We start from the raw sequence: 21180 nt of genomic DNA, 5'->3' as shown, positions 1-21180 counted from the left end.
GTCCGGGCCTCGGCCGTCGTCTCGGTGCTGGCGCCCGTCGCCGGATCCGCCCGCGCCGCCCGCTCGAGGTCGCGCACCACGCGCTCGGCCTCGCGGTGCCGGCCCTTCGCCTCGAGGAACCGCACCGACTCCGGGAGGCGCAGCCGCACGACGATCGCCCACACCGCGGGCACGGCGCCGAGCGCGAGCGCCCAGCGCCAGCCGTCGTCGCTCGCGGGGATCACGAGGTAGCCGATGAGCGCCGCGGCCGTCCAGCCGACCGCCCACGACGACTCGAGGATCACGATGACGCGGCCGCGGATCCTGGCGGGCGAGAACTCGCTGACGAGGGTCGAGGCGACCGGCAGCTCCGCGCCGAGCCCGAGCCCCACGACGAAACGGAGCGCGATGAGCGCGCCCACCGACATCGCGAGCGCCGAGACGCCCGTGGCCAGCCCGTAGACCAGCAGCGTGAGCGCGAACACCTGGCGCCGGCCGATGCGGTCGGCGACCAGCCCGCCGACGCTCGCGCCGATCGCCATGCCGAGGAAGCCGGCGGACGCGACCAACCCGAGCTGCCCGGCGTCCGCCTCCCACACCACGGCGAGCTGCGCGATGACGAACGAGATGAGGCCGACGTCCATCGCGTCGAGCGCCCAGCCGACGCCGCTCCCACCGAGGATGCGCGAGTGCGCGCGGGTCCAGGGGAGGGCGTCGAGGCGCTGGGCGCGGGTGCGCGGCGATGCGGTCGTGGTCATGGTCCTGGCTTCCGGGATGGCGCTCGGGTGGGTCGCGCGCCTCGCGGGGTGAGCAGGCGCTCGCGGTGGGACGAGCGTAGCGCCGGGGCGGGCCGCGGCCCGCCCCGTGACGTCAGAGCTGGCGGACCCGCTCCGCCAGGCGCTCGAACGCGGCCGCGTGCGTGATCCGCAGCGCATCCCACGACGCCGTCATGTCCACGCGCTCGGGATCCGCGACCACCTCGGCGAAGCCGTGCTGCGCGCGCGGCACCGCGTCGCCCGGCAGCACGAGCGACTGGATGAAGGCGCCCGTGTCCGCCGAGAAGGTGAGCGTGTGGCTGGCGACGTTGCGGTGCCAGTCGTCCGACGGCCACGACAGGAACGCGACGTGCCGTGGCGCGACGCCCGTCCCCGACGCCGAGACGTAGCTGCCGTAGTGCTCCTCGCCGGGCGAGAGGATCTTGTACGAGCCGTTGTCGAGGTACACGAGCAGCGCCTCGTCGAAGGGCTTCTCGCCGTACATCGCCGTGTAGCGGAGCGCGTGCACGAGCACGGGGCGGCCGAGCGGCACGGGGACCGCGGCGGCCGGGGTCGCGGTCGGCGTCGCGACGGACGCCGGCGCAGCGGGGAGCAGGTACTCCTCGTCGGTCACGTGCGCGCCCCACATGGTCGCGTCGACCGGGTCGTCGCCGTCCTCCAGCACCGCGATGTGCTCCATCGGCGCGTGGGCCGTGGCGCCGTGCCAGTGCTCCTCGCCGGCCTCGATGTACACGGATCCGCCGGGCCCGACCTCGACCACGTCGCCGCCGCGCGTGCCCACCCGGGCGACGCCGGACGTCACGTGCAGCGTCTGCCCGAGCACGTGCGAGTGCCAGACGGTGCGGGCACCCGGCGCGAACGCGACGGCCGCGACGACCGCGCGCTGCTCGGGCGTCTGCGGGGTGGACAGCCAGCGGAGGCGGACGTCGCCCGTGAACTGGTGGTCGGGCATCGTGACGGCGGGGGTGTCGGCCTGGACGCGCATGCGGTGTCCTTCCTGTCGGGCACGCGGGATGCCCGGGTCGTGGAACGGGGAGCCCCGGCGCGGTGCTCGCGTCGGGGCACGGGCATCCTCCCGCGGGTGCGGCTGGGAGGGGGCCGGGGCGTCCCCAGGCGCGGGCGGGATCCGCGTCCGCCTCAGCCGAGGGCCTCCGGTGCGCCGAAGAAGTCGCGCTCGTACGCGGCGGAGACCCTCGACGCCTCGAGCATCGCCGCGCGCCGGGTCGGGCCCGCGATCACGGCGGCCTCGTCCACCAGCTCGCACGCGCGCCGGGTGGCGGCCGCGAACGCGGGATCCCCGTAGGTCGCGAGCCACGCCGCGTACGGGTGCGGCGTGCCGTCCGCGCGCGCATCCCGGCCAGCCGCGCGCAGTCGCGTGCCCACGTCCGCGTAGATCGTGAAGCAGGGCAGGAGCGCCGCGACGAGCACCGCGTAGTCGCTCCCCGCCGCGTGCGCGAGGAGGTGGTCGACGTACGCGCGCGTCACGGGCGCGGCGACCGCGGGCGCGGGATGCCGGGACAGCCACTCCTCGTGCAGCGTCGACTCCGCGGCGATCGCGTCGGCCGCGGATCGCGCCCACGCCACCTGCGCGTCCGGCGTCGGCGCGAGCTGGCTCGCCCGCGCGAGCACCCGGGAGTACGCGCGGAGGTAGATCGCGTCCTGCGCGAGGTAGTGCGAGAACCACGCCTCGGGGAGCGTGCCGTCGCCGAGCCGGCGCACGAAGGCGAGGTCGTCGATCTCGCAGCGGAGGTCGGCGGATCCCGCCCACATCTCCTCGGAGATCGGCCCGGCATGCGTGCCGGCCGCGTCCCACAGCGCGCGCAGGTGGTCGAGCGGGCCGGCACCCGCGCCCACCTGCAGGTCCTCGGCGTGCGCGAGGGATCCGGTGAGCCACTCCTTCGCCTCGGTCAGCGCCCGGAGCCAGTCACCGCGGCGCGGTTGCAGGGTCGCGAGCGCGCTCGACAGGGAGCAGCCGGTGCCGTGCGTGCTGGTGGTCGCGATGCGCGGGCCCTCGACGACGGTGACGGTCGCGTCGGGCTCGACGAGCGCGTCCGGGCAGTCGTCCGCGCGGAGGTGCCCGCCCTTCACGATCACGCGCACGTCGTGCCGCGCGGCCAGGGCGCGACCTTGCGCGAGCGCGGCGTCCCATCCGTCGGCCTCCTCCTCGCCGAGGAGCGCCGCCAGCTCGGGCAGGTTCGGGGTGACGACGTCGGCGAGCGGCAGCAGGCGGCGGAGCGCGTCGGTCGCGTCCGCGTCGAGGAGAGCGTCGCCGGACTGCGCGATCATCACCGGATCCAGCACCACGACCGGCGGGCGCACCGCGCGCAGCCAGTCGGCGACCTCGTCGACCACGGCGGCGGATCCGAGCATGCCGATCTTCACGGCGTCGATCTCGACGTCGTCCGACACCGCATCCAGCTGCGCGCGGAGGAACGCGACGGGCGGCACGTGGATCTCCCGCACGCCTCGCGTGTTCTGCGCCACGAGCGCCGTGACCACGGCCATGCCGTAGCCGCCGTTCGCCGCGATGGACTTGAGGTCGGCCTGGATGCCCGCGCCGCCCGTCGGATCCGTGCCCGCGATGCTGAGGACGCGGGGGACCGGGCGACGTGCCGGACGGCGCGAGTCGAGCTCCCGCGCCGTGACGACGTCGGCCGCGTCTTCCGCGGACACGGCATCGCCCGCTGCCGCGCGCACCCGCGCCCACGCCTCCGCGAGCTCGCGCGTCGCCGCCCCCGGATCCTCCGCCGCGCACACGGCCGACACGACGGCCGTCCCCGCGCCGCCCGCCACGGCGATCGCCTCCACGTCGCGCACGTCGACCCCGCCGATCGCCACGCACGGCACGGGGGAGAGCCCCGCGATGATCCCGAACCCGTCGTGCCCGAGCGGCGCCGGGTGATCGGGCTTGGTGCTGGTGGGGCGGATCACGCCGACGCCGAGGTAGTCGACCGTGCCGGCGGGCAGCGCGCGCACCGCCTGGACGTGCTCGGGCGCGTTCGCGGTGAGGCCCACTATGAGACGGCGGTCGGGGCTGGCCGCGTCGAGCATCCGCCGGACGAGGTCGGCCGGCACGTCGGACTGGCCGACGTGCACGCCGTCCACGCGCGCGCCGCGGGTGAGGGCGGCGAGGACCACGTCGACCCGGTCGTCCACGAGGAGCAGCGGTCGGGGCGCGGACGGATGCGCGGCCGCGTGCGCGTCGATGGCGGAGGCCGCCTCCACCACCGTCGTCAGCAGCTCGGCCGCGCTCGCGTGCTTGTCGCGGATCTGCACGGCCGTGGCCCCGCCCGCGACCGCAGCCCGGACGACCGCGGGCACGCCGCGCTCGCCGCAGAGCGCGGGGTCGGTGACGAGGTAGACGGAGAGGTCGGTGCCGCTCACGAGAGGCGCTCGCGCCGGGCGACGAGCTCGGGCGTGACGGCGTCGAGCGCGTCGACGAACGCCACGGCGAAGGACCCGGGACCCCGGGACCCCTCGGCCGCGACCTCCGCGGCGATCGTGTAGACGCTCGTCGCGGCGACGGCGGCCCGCAGCGGGTCCGGATCCAGGGACGCGAACGCCGCCATCACCGCGCCGAGCGCGCATCCGCCGCCCGTCACCTTCGTGAGCCACGCGTCGCCGGTGTGCACGCGCACGATCCGCGTCCCGTCCGTGATGTGGTCGACCGCGCCCGAGACCGCCACGACCGTGCCGTAGGTGCGCGCGAGCAGCGTCGCGGCGTCGAGCGCCGCCTCCACCTCGTCGGTCGCGTCGACCCCGCGGCCGCCCGCGCCGCCGGTCGCGAGCGCGATGATCTCCGACGCGTTGCCGCGCACGATCGTGGGCGACAGCGCCACGAGCTCGTGCGCGAGCCGCGTCCGCACCGGCAGGGCACCGACCGCGACGGGATCCAGCACCCACGGCGTGCCGGCCTCGCGCGCCGCGTGGGCGGCCTCGACCGCGGCCTCCCGCTGCTCGGCGTGCGGCGTGCCGAGGTTGACGAGCATCCCGGAGGCGATCCGCGCGAACGGCCCTGCCTCGGTCGGCACGTCGGTCATCGCGGGCGCGGCGCCCAGCGCGAGCAGGACGTTCGCGGTGAACCCGGTGACGACGGCGTTGGTGATGCACTGCACGAGCGGCGCGCGCTCCCGCAGCAGTCGGAGGAGGTCCGCCGAGGCGGTCCCCGTCCCGGTGATCTCGTCGATGGATGGGCGCGCAGCGCTCATGATGACATCCCTCCGCCGGTGCGAACCGGATCAGGTGCGACGGGTCTCATCTCAGCCCTCGTGGGCACCCCGTGTCAGGGATCCACCCTAGGGGGAGGCACCGGGGCGCGCCTACGCTGGAGAGCACGCGATGGCGGGGCGCGATGACCGGGGGCGACGATGGACGACACGTACATGATCCCCGCGCTCCGGCGTGGCCAGCCGCTGCGGGAGTGGGACGACCTGCCGGCCGAACACGCCGCGGGGGCCGCGCACCTGATGCTCGCGGGCGCGCATGCGGAGGATGCGGTCGCTCGCCTCATCGCAGGGGAGCCGCTCTCCACGGACGACGTCGTCGCGTTCGGGCGCCTGAACTTCTTCTGCTATCTCAGCGGCTGGGTGCCGATGGTCGCCCTCTACCGCGAGCCGCTGATGGACCCGGCCGCCGCCGCGCTGCTCGCGCTCTGAGAGCGGGCAGCGCGACGGCGGAGGGGGGAGCGCGCTAGGCCAGCCCCGCCACGTCGAGCACCCACGCGTAGTCGGAGGCGCGCTCGCGCCACGCGTCGTAGCGGCCCGACTTGCCGCCGTGGCCGGCCTGCATCTCCGTGCGCAGCAGCACGGGCGCGCCGACCTCGCGGAGGCGGGCCGTCCACTTCGCGGGCTCGACGTAGAGCACGCGCGTGTCGTTGAGGCTCGTGACCGCGAGGATCCGCGGGTACTCCACGCCCTCGCGCACGTTCTCGTAGGGCGTGTACGACTTCATGTACGCGTAGACCTCGGGGTCGTGCAGCGGGTCGCCCCACTCGTCCCACTCGATCACGGTGAGCGGCAGCGACGGGTCGAGGATGCTCGTGAGCGCGTCCACGAACGGCACGCCCGCGAGGATCCCGGCGAACCGGTCGGGCGCGATGTTCGCCACGGCGCCCATCAGCAGCCCGCCGGCGCTGCGGCCCTCGGCCACGAGCCTCTCCGGGCTCGTCCAGCCCTCCGCGATGAGGTGGTCGGCCGCCGCGACGAAGTCGGTGAAGGTGTTGCGCTTGGTGAGCGTCTTGCCCTCGTCGTACCAGCGGCGGCCCATCTCGCCGCCGCCGCGCACGTGCGCGATGACGAACGCCATGCCCCGGTCGAGCAGCGACAGGCGCGCGATGGAGAACGACGGGTCGATGCTCGCCTCATAGGAGCCGTAGCCGTAGAGCAGGAGCGGGGCGGGCGTGCCGGGGTGCACGAGGCCGCGCCTGTAGATCACGGACAGCGGGATGCGCGTGCCGTCCTCCGCGGTCGCCCACTCGCGGGTCTGCGCGTAGTCGTCGGGGTCGTAGCCGCCGCGCACGGGCTGCTGCTTGAGGAGCCGGAGCTCGCGGGTCGCCAGCACGTAGTCGTACGTCGTGGCGGGGGTGGCGAGGCTCGTGTAGCCGAGGCGCACGGTGGGCTGGTGGAACTCGGGGTTGCCCGCGGTGCCGACCGTGTAGATCGGCTCGTCGAACGCGATCTCGTGCAGCTGCTCGCCGTCGAGCACGCGGTCGAACGGGATCACCCCGACGCGCGTGAGGCCCTCGCGGCGGTAGGAGATCACGAGGTGGTCGGCGAACGCGCTCGCGTCCTCGAGGCGCACGTCGTCGTCGTGGGGGATGACGACCTGGCGGTCGGTCGTGGAGGTCGGGTCATCGGCGGGCACGTCGATGAGCTCGAAGTTGGTGGCGCCGTCGTTGTGCAGGATCAGCAGCCGGTCGGATCCGTCGATGACGGCGTGGTCGACGTCGTACTCGACGCCGTGGCGGCGCGGCCACACCGGGCGGAACGCGCCCGTGGGGTCGCCCGCGTCGAGCAGCAGCACCTCGGTCTTGATCTTCGAGCCGACGTAGATGGTGAGGTACTGGCGGCTGCGCGTCATGCCGAAGCCGACGAAGCAGCTCTCGTCGGGCTCCGTGTACACCTTCACGTCCTGCGACGCGGGGGTGCCGACGCGGTGCCGCCAGACGGTGTCCGGGCGCCAGGCGTCGTCGACGGTCACGTAGAAGAGGTGGTCGCCGTGGGCGGAGAAGGTGGCGCCGTGGCTGGTGCCGGGGATCTCGTCGGCGAGGTCCTCGCCCGTGGCGAGGTCGCGGATCTTGAGCGTGAACCGCTCGTCGCCCTCGGTGTCAGTCGAGTACGCGAGGAGCGATCCGTCGGGGCTGACCTCGAACGCGCCGAGCGAGAAGAACTCGTGGCCGTCCGCCTCGGCGTTGGAGTCGAGGAGCACCTGCTCGCCCTCGACGACGACGCTGTCCGCGGCGGGCTCGATGGCGGGCGGGGTCCAGTCGTCGGGGCCGGCGACGGGACGGCGGCAGCGGATCGCGTACTGCGACCCCTCGACCGTGCGGGCGTAGTACCACCAGTCGCCCTCGCGCACGGGGACGGAGAGGTCGGTCTCCTGCGTGCGGTCCTTGATCTCCGTGAAGATCCGCTCGCGCAGCGGCTCCAGGTGCGCGGTCGCGGCTTCCGTGTACGCGTTCTCGGCCTCGAGGTGCGCGATGACGTCGGCGTCGTCCTTGTCGCGCAGCCACTCGAAGCGGTCCACGAACGTGTCGCCGTGGAACGTGCGCTCGATCGGGCGCTGGTCCGCCACGGGAGGCGTGGTGGGGGAGTCGGATGCGGGGGAGGAGACGGCCGGGACGGCGGGGTCGGTCATCCCGCCAGCCTACCGACGGCCGGTGACCGCGCCCCGGGCGCCTCCGCGGATCAGGAGGTGGGCCCGGCCTCGCGGGGACCGGTCGCACCGGGCGTGGTCTCCCGGCCGATGGTGCTCGAGCGGGTGGCGAGGCGCGCGACGGCCTGGAGCGGGATCGACAGCCAGCCGGGACGGTTGCGGACCTCGTAGATCGCCTCGTACACGGCCTTGTCGATCTCGAACGCGTCGAGCAGGGCCCGGTTCGCGCGGAGGTCGGTGCCGGAGCGGGCGATGTAGCCGTCGACGAACGCGCGGCGGGCGCTCGAGGCCCAGGCGGCCGCGGACTTGCCGGGGTGCGCGAGGGCGTAGGACCCGGCCACGTAGTCGAACGAGCGGAGCATGCCGGCGACGTCGCGGAGGGTGACGTCGGGCAGGGAGCGCTCGTGCATCGGACGCAGCGGCTCGCCCTCGAAGTCGAGCAGCACCCAGCCGCGGTTCGGCACCGAGAGCACCTGGCCGAGGTGGTAGTCGCCGTGGATGCGCTGCAGCTTCGGCCACTCGCCCTTCTCGGCGGCGTCGTACACGCTCGCGATGGCGTCGTGGAAGGCGGCGATCTCGGGGACCTCGCGCTCGGCGGTCGCGTGGCGGCGGCGGAAGCTGACCATGATCCCCTCGATGACGTCGGGCGTGGCCTCGACGGTGGGGAGCGCGGCGGCGAGCGTGGCGTGCACGTCGGCCGTGGCCTCGCCGAGCGCGCGGGCCTCGGCCTGGAAGTCGGCGTCGGCCTCGGCGGCGCGGAGCGCGACCCGCCAGGCGTCGGTCACGCCGGGCAGGAACTCCTGCGCGAAGGCGACGTGCCCGATGGCGCGCCCCTCCTCGCGGCCGGAGTCGCTCCACTCGGCGAGCACGCTGCCCATGGTCTGCGGCACGAGCCGGGATCCGGCGCCCGCGATGGCGGACTGCAGCACGACGTCGGGGTTCTCGCCGTGGTGCAGGGCGCGGAAGACCTTGACGATCATCGGGTTCACGGCGTGGCCGTCGGTCGCGACCATGTCGTAGATGATCGACGTGTTCGACTGCTCGCCCGAGAGCACGTGGGATCCGACGACGGTCGCGATCTCCACGCCCGGCTGGCGCTGGCCGCGCGCGGTGGCGCCGAGCGAGGTCTCGTCGACGTCCGCCTCGCGGTCGTCGAGGATCACGCGGATGAGGGCCCACGCGTACGCGGGGTCGTGCGGGCCGTCGTAGACGTGCAGCTCGACGCCGTCGTCCTCGACGATGGTGCCGATGTGGAAGGGCTTCAGCTCCTCCAGCGGCGCCTGCCGGTAGGTGAGCGGCACCTGGTACAGCACGGGCTTCGCGCTGCCGTGGTCGATGATCAGGTGCGTCTCGATGCGGGCGAACCAGCCCTCGTCGCTGAAGCTCCAGCCGCCGATGCGCTCGAGGCGGGGCTCGGTGCCCTTCGAGGCGAACCAGCGCTGCTCGCGCATCCACGCGGCGAGGAAGTCGGGGATGACGCTGAGGTCGTGGTGCTGCATGGCTCAGGCCACCTTCGCGGTCACGTCGGCGAGCGACGGGTTGGTGGCGGACGAGCCGTCGGGGAAGAGGACGGTGGGGACCGTCTGGTTGCCGCCGTTGATGGCCTCGACGAGCTCCGCGGTCCCGGGCACCTGCTCGATGTCCACCTCGTCGTAGCCGATGCCGGCCCTGTCGAGCTGGGACTTCAGGCGGCGGCAGTAGCCGCACCAGGTGGTGGAGAACATCGTGATCCGTCCGGGGGCGGGCACGTAGGAGGAGGTCTCGGGCGACATGCTCCTCACCCTACGCGCCGTGACCTCCGCCGGCCCGGGGTCCGGACGCGCGAGGACGTGCCTCGGCGCGTCGCGGATCCCCGGGTGCGGTGCCGGTCAGGGCCGGATGCGGCTCAGCCGAGCAGCGAGCGCTCGAACCAGGCGTTGCGGAACTTGGCCGTGGGATCCAGGCGCTCGGCGAGGGCGAGGAAGTCGCCCGATCGCGGGTACAGCGGGGCGATGTCGGCCGCCAGGGCCGTGAAGACCTTGCCCCAGTGCGGGCGCGCGCCGAACGGGCGGATGGCCGCCTCGAGCTCGACGAGCAGCGCCTCGACGGCCTCCTGCTCGCGCTTCCACGTGAAGTGCAGGCCGATGGTCGTCTGCCCGTACTGGGGGCTCAGCCAGAGGCCGTCCTCGGCGACGGCGCGCAGCTCGCACACGAGGAGGATCGGACGGATCCGGTCGCCCATGGCCCGCAGCGCGCGCACGGCCTCGACGGCCCGGTCGAGCGGCACGTGGAACTCCGACTGGATCTCCTCGCCGTCGCTCGGCGTGAAGCCCATCTTGAAGTGCGAGAGGCGGTCGGACCAGAGGCCCACGACGCCGAGCTGCGAGGTGCTGTTCACCGGATCGATGCCGAGGATCGGGTGGCGCTCCTCGGTCGCGGCCGGCGCGCCGAAGTAGTCGGCCACGACGACCTCGTCCTCGGGCTGGCCGTCGACTCCGAGCTGCACGCGGCTCTTCAGCCACACCTGGTCGGTGGCCTCGCCGAAGCGCGTGAAGACGCTGACGCTGTACGCGCCGCCGAAGACGTCCTCGAGGTTCTCGTCGAACGCGTCCCAGCTGAGGCCCTCGAAGACGCGCTGGCGCACGAGGTACGACGGCTCGACGTCGAGGGTGACGCGCGTGACGACGCCGAGCGCGCCGAGGCCCACCACGACGCCGTCGAAGTCGTCGTCCCCGCGGCGGTACGTGACGGTCTCGCCGTCGGCCGTGATCAGCTCGATGGCGGCGACGGCGGTGCCGAGGTTGCCGTTGCCGATGCCGGATCCGTGGGTCGCGGTCGCGATGGCGCCGCCGACCGAGATGTGCGGCAGCGAGGCGAGGTTGTGGATCGCGAGGCCCTCCGCGCCGAGCAGCTCGGCGAGCTTCCCGTAGGCGAGGCCCGCGGAGAAGGTGGCGGTGCTCGCGTCGCGGTCGATCACGAGGTCGGCCGGCAGCTCGGCGAGCGAGAGCAACACGTCGGAGTCGGCGATGTCGTTGAACGAGTGGCGGGAACCCAGCACGCGGATCCGGGGCGCGTCGCGGACGATGGCCCGCAGCTCCTCGACGGTCGTCGGCGCGTGGACCTCGCGGGCCCGGTACGCGTAGTTGCCGGCCCAGTTGGTGCCTGCGGTGCCCTGCTCGATGGTGTCGGTCATGCGTCCTCCTCGCGCCCGCCATCGGACGCCGTCGTCTCCAGCTTGCCCGCCCTCCGGCCGGAGGGCGAGCGACGGGCCGCCGGTGCGGCGGCCCGTCACGTGCTCCGCGGTCAGCGGCTGCGGATCGTGAGCTCCAGCGTGCGCGCCGACGGCCAGAGCTGGTGCTCGGGCAGCACGTCGAGTCCGCACGCGCGCGAGCCGAGCCCGTGCTGCGCGGCGTCGATGTAGAGGTGCACCGCCTCGCTCGCGGGCAGCTCGTGCGGGTGGGCCGCGCGGTCGAGCTCCTGCGGCGTGTGCCGGGAGGCCGTGAAGCCGGGGCGGCGGCCCGCGGTGTCGGGCCGCGCCTGGATCACGATGCCGCCCTCGCCGTCGAACGTGCCGAGCTCCAGCTCCCGCAGGTCGCTGCGGTGGCCGGTCTCCTGCGGCATCGAGTACACGGCGCCGAGGTCGTCGACGAGCGACGAGAACCGGCCGACGAGCGCCGCGCGACGCGAGTCGGGGTACGACTCGAACGGGCCGGTGCCGTACCACTCCGCGTTGGTGACGCTCGCGGGCAGGTCGAAGCGGATCCCGACGCGCGGCCACGTGATGGCCCAGCCGGCGCTCGGCACGATGTCGATGCGGAGGCCCAGGTCGCCGTCGGCGCCCTCGGTCCAGCAGTACGTCGTGTCGACCGAGTCGAAGGACTGCGCCGCGCTCGTGCGCACGACGACCGTGAGCGAGCCGGATCCGACCTTCACCGAGCGGACCCGGTGGGTGAGCCGGTCGAGGCCCGCCCCGCGCCAGCGCGCCTCGCTCGACGGCCCGGGGACTCCCTTGCCGAAGGTGAGGCGCGGATCCGCCAGCTCATAGGAGCCGCTGCTGTCGCTGCGGTCGTTGTCGGTGGGCGCGCGCCACAGCTCGAGGCGCGGGCCGTCGACCTCGAGCGAGCCGAGGCGCACGAGGCGGCCCGTGGCGAGGTCGAACTCGCCGTCGCCCAGGGTGAGGCGCGTGGCGCCGGATGCGGGGTACGTCTCCTCCTCGGCGTCGACCCAGCGCGCGGGCACGGCGGGCCGCGGCGCGGGCGTGAGGTCGAACTGCTGGACGGCGACCACGTGGCCGGCCTCGGCCCACGGCTCGTCGTCGCGGAGGATCGCCTGCACGGTCAGCCACACCTCGGGCGCGGAGCCGTCCGCCGTGCCTGCCGCGAGATCGCCCGCGTCGAGCGCGTCGGCGGGCAGCGCGATCCGGGCGGTCGATCCCGCGGGCACGGCCTCGGCGTCGAGGACGCCGGTGGCCACGTCGTCGCCGTCGACCGCGAGCACCCAGACGAGGCTCGTGAGCGCGGTGGAGACGGAGTGGTAGCGGTTCTCGACCACCAGGGTCGCGGATCCGCCGTCGCGCTCCAGCCCGAACGCGACGGGCTGCACGACGGCCTTGTACTCGGCGAGGCCGGGCGTGGGGGTGTCGTCGGGCAGGACCATGCCGTCCATCACGAAGTTGCCGTCGTGGACGACCTCGCCGAAGTCGCCGCCGTACGCGTAGAACGCCTCGCCGTCGGCGGTCTCGGTGAGGATGCCGTGGTCGCGCCACTCCCACACGAAGCCGCCGTGCAGGCGCGGGTAGCGGAGCACGAGGTCCTCGTACTCGCCGATCTGGCCGGGGCCGTTGCCCATCGCGTGCACGTACTCGCACAGGATGAAGGGCTTGCTGCGCTGGCGCATGCCCTCGCCGGGCGTGCAGCCGAGCAGGTCGCCCGGGATCACGTCGCTGCCGATGGACTCGGTCTCCTGCAGGTTCGAGTACATGCGCGAGTAGACGTCCGTGTACTCGCCCGTGTAGTCGCCCTCGTAGTGCACGGGGCGGCCCGGGTCGCGGCGGTGGACCCACGCCGACATGGCGGCGAGGTTCCGACCCGTGCCCGACTCGTTGCCGAGGGACCACATGACGATGGACGGGTGGTTCTTGTCTCGCTCGACCGTGCGCTCGATGCGGTCGAGGTACGCGTCGGCGAAGCGCGGATCGTCGCTCGGGTTGCCGACCCAGCCGCCGAACTCGAAGCCGTGGGTCTCGAGGTCGCACTCGTCGATGACCCAGAAGCCGAGCTCGTCGGCGAGGTCGAGGACGCGCGGGTGCGGCGGGTAGTGGCTGGTGCGGATCGCGTTGACGTTGTGCTGCTTCATCAGCATCATGTCGGCGCGCGCGTGGTCCTCGTCGAAGACGCGACCGCGCTCGGGGTGGGCCTCGTGCCGGTTGACGCCGTGGAAGACCACGCGGCGACCGTTGACGAGGAACCGGTCGCCCTCGATCCGCACGGTGCGGAAGCCGAGGCGGATGGAGAGCGCCTCGACGTTGGTGCGGAGGAAGCCCTGGTACTGCGTGGGGCTCTCGGCGCTCCACGGCTCGACGCGGTCCACGTGGACGGGCGCGATGTCCGCCGGGGTGTCCCACGTGACGTGGATGCCGAGGTCCTCGACCTCGAACGTGACGGGGAACGCGGCGGGCTCGGCGTCGACCTCGACGTGCACGGTGCCTGCGCCCGTCTCGTGGTCGTACTCGGCGCGCGTCCACGCGTCGTCGATGCCGCCCTCGGGACGGCCGAGGAGCGTGACGTCGCGGAAGATGCCGGGCATCCACCACTGGTCCTGGTCCTCGAGGTAGCTGGCGATCGACCACTGGTGCACGCGCACGGCGAGCACGTTGGATCCGGGCCGCAGCGACGCGGTGACGTCGAACTCGTGCGAGAGGCGGGATCCCATCGCGGTGCCGACCTCGTCGCCGTTCAGCCAGACCTTGAAGGCCGACTCGACGCCCTCGAAGCGGAGCACGACGCGCTCGAGCGACTGCCAGTCCGTCGGCACGTCGATGTCGACGCGGTAGTCGCCGGTGGGGTTCTCGTCGGGCACGAAGGGCGGCTCGACGGGGAACGGGTACTGCACGTTCGTGTAGGCGGGGAGGCCGAAGCGGCCGTCCTGGCCGAGCACCCAGTGGCTCGGCACGGGGATCTCGTCCCAGCCGGAGTCGTCGAACGCGGGGTCGGCCATCTCGTCGGAGAGGCCGCGCGGGGTGGGGGAGAGGCGGAACCGCCAGTCGCCGTTCAGCACGATGCGCGGGGCATCCGAGTGCAGGCAGGAACGGGGGCGGCGGGCCGCGCCGGACGTGGGGGCGAAGTCCTCGAAGTAGGGGAGGGCGTGCGTCATGAGCTTCCTTGCGCGTGGGCGGGTGCGGCGACGTGCCGCGGGTTCCATCATCGTCGGTCGGAGGGCGCCGCGCCGAATGCGCGGACGGCCGGGCAGGTCGCCCCGCCCGGCCGTCCGGGATCCGTGCGCGGGCGATCAGCCCTTGACCGCTCCGTCCGTGAGGCCGCCGCGCCAGAACCTCTGCAGCACGATCATCGCGATGATGAGCGGGATGATCGAGACCAGCACGCCGCCCGTGGTCAGCTGGTAGAACTCCGGCAGCCGGTCGACCTGGCTGCGCCAGTTGTTGAGGCCCAGCGTGATCGGGTACAGCTTCGAGTCGGCCAGCATGATCAGCGGCAGGAAGTAGTTGTTCCAGATGCCGACGAGCTGGAACAGGAACACCGTCACGAGCGCGGGCGTCATCGAGCGCAGCGCGAGCGTGTGGAAGATCCGCAGCTCGCTCGCCCCGTCGATCCGGCCCGACTCGATGACCGCGTCCTCCACCGACGCCTGCGCGTAGATCCGGCAGAGGAACAGGCCGAACGGCGACACGAGCGACGGGATGAGCACCGACCAGTACGTGTTCGCGATCCCCATGGTGCTGAAGAGCAGGAACAGCGGCAGCGCGGTGGCGGTGCCGGGCACGAGCACCCCGCCGAGGATCGTGCCGAACACGAGGTTCGACCCCCGGAACCGGTACTTGGCCAGCGCGTATCCGCCGGCGGCCGCGAAGTAGGTCGCGACGAGCGCGCCCACGCCGGCGTACAGCACCGAGTTCATGAACCAGCGCACGAAGATGCCGTCGTCGTACGTGAACACCATCGTGAGGTTCTGCCAGAGGTTCATGTTCGCGAACAGGAACCCGTTGGTGCTGAACAGGTCGGCCGTCGTCTTCGTGGCGGCGACCACGATGTAGTAGACGGGGACGAGGAAGTACAGGGCGACGACCGTGAGGATCGCCGTGACGATGATCCGGGTCGCCGGCCTCGTGCCCGCTCCCGGCGTGCTGCCCGCCTTCGACGGGCGGCTCACCTTCGCCTGGGCGGCCTGCGCGAGGCGCTTCTGCTCCGTCTTCTCGGCGGCGCTCTCGGTGGTGGTCGGTCGTGCCTCCGTCGCGGTCATGCGCGCGCCTCCTTCTTCATCCGGGCGGCGGCTTCCCGCTCCTCCTTGGGCTTCCTGTTCGTGAACGCCAGGAACACGAACGACAGGACGAACGCCGCGAGGGCGATGATGACCGCCTGCGCCGCGGCCACGCCGTAGTCGTTGTACGCGAACGCCGTGGTGTACGCCGACAGGTTCGGCGTGTACTGCGAGTCGATCGCGGGGGCGGAGGTGGCGAGCACCTGCGGCTCGGCGAACAGCTGCAGCGTCCCGATGATCGAGAACACGGTCGCGAGCACGAGCGCCGGCCGGATCAGCGGCAGCTGGATCGAGAACGCCGTGCGCCACGCGCCCGCGCCGTCGATGCGCGCGGCCTCGTAGACGTCCCCGGGGATCGACTTCAGCTGGGCGATGATGATGAGCATGTTGTAGCCCGTGTAGGTCCAGGTCACGATGTTCGCGATGGACCACAGCACGGTGTCCGCGCCGAGGAAGTCGAGCTGGATCCCGAACACCGAGGCGATGTCGATGATGGGCGAGAGGCCGGGGATGTAGAGGAAGCCCCAGAGGATCGTCGCGATGACGCCCGGCACGCCGTACGGCATGAAGTACGCCGCCCGGAAGAACTGGGGCCACTTCGCCGACGCCGACTCGAGCAGGAGCGCGAGGATCGTGCAGAGGATGATCATCACCGGCACCTGCACGACGCCGAAGAGCAGCACCCGGCCGATGGACGCCGTGAACGCGTCGTTCGCGAGCGCGAGCGAGTAGTTCTCGAACCCGGCGAACACGGTGGTGACGCCCTCCTCGCCGAACAGACCCTCGCGCCGGACGGTCGTGAACGACTGGAACACCGCGTAGATGATCGGGAGCACGAAGGTCAGCAGGAAGACCGCGAGGAACGGCGCGAGCAGCACCCACGGCGCGATGGTCTGCGACTTCTTCAGCTGGCCCCTGCTCACGCCCGAGCGCTGGGCGCGGGGGGAACGGGTGCCGGCGTGCTCGCCGGCCGGCCTCGTGACGGTGCTCATGCGGAGGCCGCCTCGACGCGCAGGCCCTTGTTGCGGAAGGCCTCGATCACGGCCTCCTGCGCGAGGGGCAGGGACTCTACGAGGGTCTGGCCGCTCGTGAGCTTGCGGCGGAACTCGTCCTGCAGGGTGTTGAGCGTGAACTGCGTGAGCGGGCACCAGGTCCAGTCGAGGTTCTGCTCCTTCGCCGCGGGCGCGAACACCTCCTCGTTGTAGGACTGGCCGCTGAACCACTCGCTCGGCTCCTGCCGGGCGGCGCCGATGTAGTCGGGGGAGGGCGACCAGCCGATGCCGGAGTTCTGGATCATCGCGTCGATGCCCTCGGGCGACGTGGTCATCCACGTCATGAACTTGAGCGCCTCGGCCGGGTGCTTGCTGTTCGCGAGCACCGCCGCGGTGGATCCGCCGAGGTAGCTGGATCCGTACGCCCCGTCGAACGACCACGTCTGCATGGGCGCGACCTTCCACTTGCCCTCGCCGCCGGAGACCGACTGGATGAGGGCGTCGCCCCAGCTGGCGCTCGTGACGCCGAAGACCTTGCCGTCCGCGGCGGCCGCGGTCCAGGGCGGGGAGAAGGCCGAGTACGAGGTGTTGACCACGTCGTCGTCGATGGCCCTGTCGAAGAACGCGGCGACCTCCATCGTGCGCTCGTCGAGCATGTCGACCACCCAGCGCTCGCCGTCGACCTTGAACCAGTTCGCACCGGCCTGCGTGGCGTACGACGTGAAGACCGAGGCGTCGGCGACGGGGAAGCAGTCGAGGTAGTTGCCCGCGCCCGTCTTCCGGACCTCGGCGCCGAGCGTCGCCCAGTCGTCCCAGGTCGCGGGCGGCTGGCCGCCCACCTGGTCGAGGAGCTCGCGCTGGTAGTAGAAGGCCATGGGGCCGGAGTCCTGCGGGATCCCGAACACGCCGTCCTGGAAGCTGACCTGCTTCCACAGCGCCTCGTCGTAGCTGTCGCGGTACTCCTCGACGCCGTAGCGGGTGAGGTCGACGAGGCCGTTCGCGAGGAGGAACTCGGGCAGCTGCCGGAGCTCGACCTGGCCGATGTCGGGGCCGCCGCCTGCCGTGATGGCCGAGTACATCTTCTGGTACCCGCCGGCGTTGCCGCCGGGGATCCAGACCGCCTCGACCTGGATGTCGGGGTTCTGCGCGTTCCAGACGTCCGCGACCTTCTGCAGGTCCTTCAGCCACGCCCAATATGTGAGCGTGACCTTCTCGCCCGGTGCGGCGGCGGGGATGACCGGATCGGAGTTGACCAGCCTCCCGCCCGGCGCCGAGCACGACGCGAGGGCGAGCGTCCCCGCAGCGGCGGCCCCCACCCCCAGTGCGTGTCTCCTGCTGATCGAATGCGTCATCGCATCCCTCCCGTCGTCGTTGATGGCAGATGGGCCGGAGCCCACGATCACTCTAAGCGCGCGACGAAACTTATTCCTAACCCCTGGTCGGGATTCTCGGGGAGCGGCGGGAGACGGCTCAGCGGCGCGCGCCGCGGTTGCGGACGGCCCACTCGAGGGCGTGCATCGCCTGGTCCTTCGTGAGGCGCGTCTCGAGGCCGCACGTCGGGCAGACCACGCGGTAGGTCGAGCGCAGCGGGATCAGCGGGACGAAGAAGACCGTGAAGCGGAGCGTGCGGTGGAGCACGCGCTGGGCGCTCGTCACGCCGCAGCGGAGGCACGCGAAGGTGACGATGACGATGAGGGCGTCGCGGGCGCGCGTGCCGAACAGGAGGATCACCTGCCGAGGCTACGCGCGCCGCGCGGAGCATAGGCGGTGGAGCGGCCCCCGGACGAGGAGGCGACGCTGGGCGGATCACCCGGTACGTTCGAGGGACACGCTTCCAGCAGATCGGCCCCGCATGACCTCGCACCACGTCGGCGCGCACGTCTCGCCCGCGGCGGCCTGCCTCCGGGACGCCGCGTGATCGTCTTCGTGGTCGTGGGGGCCGTCGGCCTCCTGCTCCTCCTCTCCAGCATCGTGCTCGGCGACCTGCTCGACGCCATCGGCGGCGGCGACGGGCTCGTGTCCGGGGTCGCGCTCGGCGCGGCGCTCGCGATCTACGGCGTCGGCGGCGTGCTCGCCGACCAGGCGGGCATCGGATCCGGCGGCGCCATCGCGATCGCCGTCGCCCTCGCGCTCGTGGCCCTCGTGGTCGTGCAGCTCACCGTCCGCTTCGTGGCGAAGCAGGAGAGCGGCGGCTCGTACTCGCCCGTCGGCATGGTCGGCGTCGTCACCTCGCCCACCTCGCCCACCGGCGGCGAGGTGCGGCTCGAGCACATCCGCGAGCTGGAGCGCCGGCTCGCGATGAGCGCGGAGCCGCTCCCCGTCGGCACGCGCATCCGCGTCGTCTCGGAGGACGGGTTCCGCGTGCACGTCGAACCCGACGCCCACGACGCCCACGACGCCCCCCGCACCTAGCAGCACCCGTCCCAACGAGAGGAACCATCCCGTGGACCTGATATCCGGCGGCGCCAGCGCCATAGCCGTCATCGTCGTCATCGTCATACTCGTGGCGCTGGTGGCGTTCATCGCCTCCCGCGTCCGACGGGTGCCGCCGAACCAGGCGCTCGTCATCGTCGGCCGCAACGCCGAGAAGAGCGAGGGCGGCGCCGGGTTCTCCAGCCCGCAGAAGGTCATCATCGGCGGCCGGACCTTCATCTGGCCGATCTTCCAGGAGGGCTTCACGCTCTCCCTGGAGCAGTACCAGACGAGCGTCACGGCCGAGGCGCGCGACGCGAACTTCATCAACACCGCCGTCGTCGCGACCGTCAACTTCAAGGTGACGGGCACCGAGGACGGCGTGCGCCGCGCCGTGCAGCGCTACCTGCTGCAGCAGGACGCCCTGCCGGAGATCGTGCGGCAGTCGCTCGAGGGCGCGATCCGCGGCCTCATCGGCGACCGGCCCGTGGACGAGCTCGTGAAGAGCTTCTCCGTCGTGGCGCAGGAGGCCGTGAACCAGACGAAGAACGACCTCGCGGAGCTCGGCCTCCAGATCGAGACGCTCAACGTCCGCGAGATCACGACGCCCGGCAGCTCTTACCTCGACGACCGGGCCCGCTCCAACGCCGCGCGCGCCCGCCAGGTCGCCGAGGTCGCGGAGGCGGAGAACAAGCGGATCTCCGCGCTCGCCGCGATCGAGAACGACCAGCAGACCGCCGAGCGCCAGCTCGAGCTCGACCTGCGTCGCGCCGCCATCAAGGCCGACACCGACCGCGCCAACGCGACCGCGTACGCGGCCGGCGAGCTGGCCAAGGCCGAGCAGGACCGCCTGGTCGCCGACCAGGAGCGCACCGCCGTGGCCGCGCAGGCCGAGGTGTCGAAGGAGCGCCTGCGCATCGACGTGGAGCTCCCCGCCGAGGCGCGCAAGTACGCGACCGTCCAGGACGCGCAGGCAGCCCGCGATGCCGAGAAGGCGAAGGTCGACGTGGAGGTCTACCAGCGCACGCAGAACGCCGAGGCGGCGAAGACCGCTGCCGTGAACGAGGCCGCGTCCATCACCGCGCTCGGGAAGGCGAACGCCGACGCGATCCAGGCACGCGGCCAGGCGGAGGCCGAGGCGGCCGCCGCGCTCGCCGAGGCGCAGAACAAGCTGTCGACCGAGGCCCTGCAGGCGCGCATCATCGCGTCCATGCCGGAGATCGCGCGCGAGATGGCGGCGCCGCTGGCGAACGTCGACAACATGACGATCATCTCGGCGGACGGCGCGAACGCGCTCAACCGCTCGGTGGCCGAGAACATGGCGACCCTGCCGAAGCTGCTCAAGGACACGACGGGCATCGACGTCGCGACGGCGCTGAGCTCGTTCCTGGGCTCGACGGCGGCGGGTACGTCCGCCGGCGCGGGTTCCACCTCCACGGACGTCGGTCCGAAGACGGCCGCTTCCGAGGGCGCCGGGATCTGATCCCGGTGCCGGAGCTCCTCGGGGCGCACGCCGCCCCGGGGAGCACGGCGTGAGATCCACGAGCCCGTTCGGGGCGTTGTGGGGCGCGAACGCGCTCTCCAACCTCGCGGACGGGCTCGTCTTCGTCACCATGCCACTCGTCGCGGCCGGGCTCACCGACGATCCACGTGGCGTGGCCGGGCTCGCGACCACGTACGCGCTCGTGCGGCTCCTGGTCGCGTTGCCCGTGGGCGTGTACGTCGACCGGCTCGACCGGCGCACGCTGATCGTCGTCGCGAACCTCCTCAGGGGCGCCGCGGTGCTCGGGCTCGCGGTCTCCATCCAGTCGGGCGTCGCGTCGCTCGCGGTGCTCTACGCGGTGATGGCCGTGGTCGGCGTGCTCGAGAGCGCCGCCGACGGGGCCGCGGTCGCCGTGCTGCCGTCGATCGTGCCGCGCGACCGGCTCGACCGGGCCAACGCGCGCATCACGGGCACGCAGCTCGTGGCGGACGAGTTCGTCGGGCCGCCGCTCGGCGGGATCCTGTTCGCGCTCGCCGCCGCCGTGCCCGTGTACGCGACGGGCGGGCTCTGGGTCGCGGCCGGGGCGGTGGCGCTCGCGCTCCCGCGGCGGGCCCGCGACATTCCGCCGGTACCCGAGGTGCCCGCTGCGCCGCCGTCCGTGTTCCGCGAGGCAGCCGCCGGCGTGCGCTGGCTCGCCGGGCACCGCGTGGTCGGATCCCTCGCGCTCATCGGCGGGCTCGCGAGCGTCGGCTACATGCTGCCGTTCTCGGTGCTCGTGCTGTTCGCGGGCGAGCGGCTCGGGCTGGACGCCGCCGGCTACGGCGTGCTGCTCGCGGCCAGCGCGCTCGGCGGCCTGGCCGGATCCGCGATCGCCGCCCCGCTGCGCGCCCGCCTCGGCTCCCGCTGGACCATCACGGCGGCCCTCGCGCTCGGCGCCGCGAGCCTCGCGGGACTGGCGGTCACGCGCGATGCGGTGGTCGCCGGCGTGCTGCTCGCGCTCTACATCCTGCACGCCGTGGTGTGGAGCATCTGCGCGACCTCGCTCCGCCAGCGGCTCGTCCCGGCGGATCTCCTCGGGCGCGTGGGCGCGGCCGGTCGCGTCGTGAGCCTGCTCGGCCTCGCGGCGGGATCCGCGCTCGGCGGCGTGCTCGCGACCGCGGGGATCGCGCTGCCGACGGTCGCGGGCGCGATC

17 protein-coding genes and 1 riboswitch are annotated in these 21180 nt (G+C 73.0%); of the genes, 4 read left to right on the top strand and 13 right to left on the bottom strand.

Going from position 1 to position 21180, the window contains the following annotated elements; translation table 11 throughout:
* The 4 genes from DZG00_RS02655 to thiM all read right to left on the bottom strand — a co-directional run.
* Nucleotides 1-737 (bottom strand): MFS transporter (locus DZG00_RS02655; RefSeq protein ID WP_119455359.1); only part of this gene is annotated, 737 nt, incomplete at its 3' end.
* A gap of 112 nt (nt 738-849) precedes the next feature.
* Nucleotides 850-1740 carry a cupin domain-containing protein gene (locus DZG00_RS17495; RefSeq protein ID WP_119381957.1) on the bottom strand — a complete coding sequence of 297 codons (891 nt, stop codon included), beginning with the start codon at nt 1738-1740 and terminating at the stop codon, nt 850-852.
* Between the two features lie 152 nt (nt 1741-1892).
* On the bottom strand, nt 1893-4139 hold the full coding sequence (gene thiD, locus DZG00_RS02645; RefSeq protein WP_119381958.1) for a bifunctional hydroxymethylpyrimidine kinase/phosphomethylpyrimidine kinase: 2247 nt from the start codon (nt 4137-4139) through the stop codon (nt 1893-1895).
* A complete protein-coding gene (gene thiM / locus DZG00_RS02640; RefSeq protein ID WP_199688919.1) occupies nt 4136-4963 on the bottom strand; it encodes a hydroxyethylthiazole kinase in 828 nt (275 codons plus the stop codon). Before thiM ends, thiD begins: the two co-directional genes overlap by 4 nt.
* Nucleotides 4954-5045: riboswitch (TPP riboswitch) on the bottom strand. Its footprint overlaps the gene before it by 10 nt.
* A 77-nt stretch (nt 5046-5122) precedes the next feature.
* Here thiM and DZG00_RS02635 point away from each other — a divergent pair.
* Nucleotides 5123-5410, top strand: coding sequence for a hypothetical protein (locus tag DZG00_RS02635; protein WP_119381959.1), 288 nt, complete (start codon nt 5123-5125; stop codon nt 5408-5410).
* Nucleotides 5411-5444: 34 nt separating this feature from the next.
* On the opposite strand, the gene DZG00_RS02630 is transcribed toward DZG00_RS02635, so the two are convergent.
* The 9 genes from DZG00_RS02630 to DZG00_RS02570 all read right to left on the bottom strand — a co-directional run bounded on the left by DZG00_RS02630 (nt 5445) and on the right by DZG00_RS02570 (nt 17824).
* The gene (locus DZG00_RS02630) at nt 5445-7610 is read right to left on the bottom strand and encodes a S9 family peptidase (protein WP_119381960.1); all 2166 of its coding nucleotides are present in this window, start codon (nt 7608-7610) and stop codon (nt 5445-5447) included.
* Between the two features lie 50 nt (nt 7611-7660).
* Entirely contained in the window at nt 7661-9127 is a 1467-nt protein-coding gene (locus tag DZG00_RS02625) for a maltokinase N-terminal cap-like domain-containing protein (RefSeq protein WP_119455358.1), read from the bottom strand.
* A gap of 3 nt (nt 9128-9130) precedes the next feature.
* A complete protein-coding gene (locus DZG00_RS02620) occupies nt 9131-9400 on the bottom strand; it encodes a mycoredoxin (protein ID WP_119382681.1) in 270 nt (89 codons plus the stop codon).
* 113 nt (nt 9401-9513) lie between these two features.
* Nucleotides 9514-10800: an FAD-binding protein gene (locus DZG00_RS02615; protein WP_119382680.1), complete on the bottom strand. Its 1287-nt coding sequence runs from the start codon at nt 10798-10800 to the stop codon at nt 9514-9516.
* Between the two features lie 110 nt (nt 10801-10910).
* Nucleotides 10911-13979, bottom strand: a complete 3069-nt coding sequence (locus tag DZG00_RS17120) for a glycoside hydrolase family 2 TIM barrel-domain containing protein (RefSeq protein WP_199689786.1) — start codon at nt 13977-13979, stop codon at nt 10911-10913.
* A 135-nt stretch (nt 13980-14114) separates the two neighbouring features.
* Nucleotides 14115-15083, bottom strand: a complete 969-nt coding sequence (locus DZG00_RS02585; RefSeq protein ID WP_119382237.1) for a carbohydrate ABC transporter permease — start codon at nt 15081-15083, stop codon at nt 14115-14117.
* Nucleotides 15080-16093, bottom strand: coding sequence for a carbohydrate ABC transporter permease (locus DZG00_RS02580; protein ID WP_119382238.1), 1014 nt, complete (start codon nt 16091-16093; stop codon nt 15080-15082). The genes DZG00_RS02585 and DZG00_RS02580 overlap by 4 nt, the downstream gene beginning before the upstream one ends.
* The gene (locus DZG00_RS02575) at nt 16090-17445 is read right to left on the bottom strand and encodes an ABC transporter substrate-binding protein (RefSeq protein ID WP_119382239.1); all 1356 of its coding nucleotides are present in this window, start codon (nt 17443-17445) and stop codon (nt 16090-16092) included. Before DZG00_RS02575 ends, DZG00_RS02580 begins: the two co-directional genes overlap by 4 nt.
* A 118-nt stretch (nt 17446-17563) precedes the next feature.
* Nucleotides 17564-17824, bottom strand: coding sequence for a zinc-ribbon domain-containing protein (locus DZG00_RS02570; RefSeq protein WP_119382240.1), 261 nt, complete (start codon nt 17822-17824; stop codon nt 17564-17566).
* Between the two features lie 183 nt (nt 17825-18007).
* On the opposite strand from DZG00_RS02570, the gene DZG00_RS02565 reads away from it, so the two are divergent.
* The 3 genes from DZG00_RS02565 to DZG00_RS02555 all read left to right on the top strand — a co-directional run.
* Nucleotides 18008-18505: an NfeD family protein gene (locus tag DZG00_RS02565; RefSeq protein ID WP_119382241.1), complete on the top strand. Its 498-nt coding sequence runs from the start codon at nt 18008-18010 to the stop codon at nt 18503-18505.
* Nucleotides 18506-18536: 31 nt separating this feature from the next.
* Nucleotides 18537-19988: an SPFH domain-containing protein gene (locus DZG00_RS02560; protein ID WP_119455354.1), complete on the top strand. Its 1452-nt coding sequence runs from the start codon at nt 18537-18539 to the stop codon at nt 19986-19988.
* A 49-nt stretch (nt 19989-20037) separates the two neighbouring features.
* A partial coding sequence (locus DZG00_RS02555; protein ID WP_119455360.1) for an MFS transporter occupies nt 20038-21180 on the top strand: 1143 nt, incomplete at its 3' end.

Source organism: Clavibacter lycopersici (genome assembly GCF_003576405.1).
GTDB classification, from domain to species: domain Bacteria; phylum Actinomycetota; class Actinomycetes; order Actinomycetales; family Microbacteriaceae; genus Clavibacter; species Clavibacter lycopersici.
This window is presented reverse-complemented; position numbering and strand designations above follow the sequence as displayed.